1 pseudogene is annotated in these 221 nt (G+C 68.3%); it reads left to right on the forward strand.

Features of this window, described 5'->3' with window-relative positions:
- Positions 1 to 37 precede the first annotated feature (37 nt).
- Positions 38 to 221, forward strand: a pseudogene (locus IF22_RS0132670) (hypothetical protein); the annotation flags it as partial.

Consider the following 221-nt stretch of genomic DNA (forward strand, 5'->3'; position numbering starts at 1 on the left):
CGGTTCGGGTGTTCCTACCCCCGAAGGAGCTACCCCCATGAACACGATCTTCCGTAAGAGCATGCTGTCCGTTGCTGGTCTCGCGTTCGCCGGTGGTGTGTTCGCCGGCCCGATCGCCGCCCACGCCAACCCGGTAGTGGACGCCAAGCCCGCCGCCGCAGCGGTGGCGGTGCAGGCGGCGAAGCCGCAGGGCGAGCAGTCGCACATCACCCTCAACGACG

Origin of the sequence: Micromonospora parva (genome assembly GCF_000718515.1) — a bacterium.
Taxonomy (GTDB): Bacteria; Actinomycetota; Actinomycetes; order Mycobacteriales; family Micromonosporaceae; genus Micromonospora; species Micromonospora parva.